This is a genomic window from Rhodothermales bacterium, from assembly GCA_013002345.1.
In the GTDB taxonomy this organism is placed as follows: domain Bacteria; phylum Bacteroidota; class Rhodothermia; order Rhodothermales; family JABDKH01; genus JABDKH01.
Window position 1 is genome coordinate 1 of sequence record JABDKH010000214.1, and the last position, 2,092, is coordinate 2,092.

2 protein-coding genes are annotated in these 2,092 nt (G+C 59.1%); one reads left to right on the forward strand and one right to left on the reverse strand.

The features are described from left to right. The first annotated feature begins 113 nt into the window (after positions 1-113). Positions 114-833, forward strand: coding sequence for an HAD hydrolase-like protein (locus HKN37_11085; protein ID NNE47193.1), 720 nt, complete (start codon positions 114-116; stop codon positions 831-833). A 20-nt stretch (positions 834-853) separates the two neighbouring features. Here the strand turns inward: HKN37_11085 and HKN37_11090 are convergent, their stop codons facing one another. Beyond that, entirely contained in the window at positions 854-2,011 is a 1,158-nt protein-coding gene (locus HKN37_11090; protein ID NNE47194.1) for an MFS transporter, read from the reverse strand. Positions 2,012-2,092: the final 81 nt, after the last annotated feature.

The window sequence follows — 2,092 nt, forward strand, 5'->3', positions numbered from 1 at the left end:
AATTCCTTATCACCATGAACTCGTAGCGCTGTCGGATCAGCGCTAGAGAGAGGCCCATCGTTATTTCAACGGCGGGCCTCTTTGCGTATAGGGCCAGACGAATTCGCCGGACTATGGACGTTTTCCCTTCAGTTACGTGCGTGCTTTTCGACATGGACGGAGTGCTCGTCGACGTGTCGCGATCGTACCGTTCTGCTGTTGCGCAGACCGCCGAGCACTTTACCGGTCAGGTTGTCGAGCCGCACGTGATACAGGAATACAAGAACCGCGGTGGTTTCAACGATGATTGGGAACTGACGCACGCGATCATTCGCGAAACAGGCGTTGAGGTTCGCCTCGACGACGTCGTACGCGAGTTTCAGATACGGTATCGCGGATCCGCGTGGAATGGACTGATCGCCGACGAGACCCCGCTGGTGCCGCATTCGCTCCTCGAAGGTCTCGCGATCACCGGCATCGACATCGGCGTCGTAACCGGGCGTCCCGCTGAGGAAGCCCTGTGGACGATCGAACACTTAGAGTGGTCGCGCTTCTTCAAAGTCGTCATCGCGCGAGAGCAGCAGGGAGAGAGACCCAAACCGGACGGTTACCCACTTACCAGAGCACTGGAGCAGCTACGAGAATTCTCCAGAGATCATCTACCCGGGGAATCGGCCTACGTCGGTGACACTATCGACGACATGCAGGCCGCAACAAACGCCGGGGTCATACCCGTGGGTTTCGTTCCCCCCTATCTGGAGACCGGCGCGCATAGCGAGCTGCTCCGCAGCCATGGCGCGCGATTCGTCGTCTCCAGTCACGAGGCGCTGGCTCTACTGGTCGGATTGGTTTAGCCGACCGGTCCCGAAATCTGTCAGGTAGACGCAGCGGCCGTCTCGGCCGTAGGCTCCGGTAGGAAATAGTGAACCATGAATGCCATGACGACAATGGATGCGGTGGCCATCATGGTATTGCTGATGTAGCCGTAGCTCGTGTAGGCCACACCGGCCAGCGCAGACCCCAGTCCCATGCCCACCTGGCCCACCGCAATCGCCAGGCTCATCAACATCCCCCGACGCTCGTCCGGGACCAGTGCCGTCATCAGTGACTGGAGCGGACTGATCCGGAGTGCGAACATCACCATAGCCGTCGCGAAGAAGATGTAGGCGGTCCATATTCCCTGGATGGCGTAGGTGGTGACAACCATAACGATGCCCAGACCAACGCACGAAGCGATAATCAATGGCTTGCGACCGACGCGGTCGGACAGGCGGCCTGCGATCGGACTACTCACCACATTTGCCAGGCCGCCAACGAAGAAGAGTGACGCAATGTCGGTCCCGCTCACACCCACGACCATCTCGAGCCATGTCGGGAGATAGATCACGAAAAGCCCGAGACTGAAGAACATCAACAGATAGACGATCGACACCGCACGAACTGAATCGGTAGCCATGAGCAGTCGGTACTTTACGATCGAGCTTCGGATGCCCAGCCGCCCCTCGTCTCGGCGCACATCCGGCTGCGGCAGAAAGAGCCAGACCAGTAGCGTAGCGATCGCCATCGTCACCGCGAACATCAGGAATGGCCACCTGAACCCGAACTGATCGGCGAGGATCTTTCCGACCGGTATCCCGAGAATTTGACCGACAGCCATTCCGCTCATCACCCAGCCATTTGCCCACCCTCTTCTCTCGTACGGGAAGAAATCGCCGACGAAGGCCACCGCGCCCCCACTCAGGGCTCCACCCGCAGCACCGGCAAGGGCACGCACAGCCACGAAGGAAACGTACGTATCGACCATCCCGTGAAGCGCCAGTGCGGCACTCATGGACCCGCATCCAATCAACAGGATCCGACGCCGACCGACCTTGTCAGATATCGGACCGATGATCAGTGCTACAATTCCGAGAGTCACCGTGTAGGACGTGATCAAGAGACCCTGCAGGGCCTCACCAATACCAAGAGCTTCGCTGATCTCAGGAAGAATGGGGGCAACGATGATCACCTGCGCGCTGGCAGAGAACATCATCAGCCACAGTGCCGCCAGAATGAGAAAAGCGTTCGTGGGAAGCCGGGACACACGGCAGACCGTCAGGTGAAGTGCGAACGG

Coding starts and splice junctions, on each gene's coding strand:
- HKN37_11085 (NNE47193.1), top strand. CDS start 114: ATGGACGTTTTCCCTTCAGTTACGTGCGTGCTTTTCGACATGGACGGA.
- HKN37_11090 (NNE47194.1), bottom strand. CDS start 2,011: ATGATGTTCTCTGCCAGCGCGCAGGTGATCATCGTTGCCCCCATTCTT.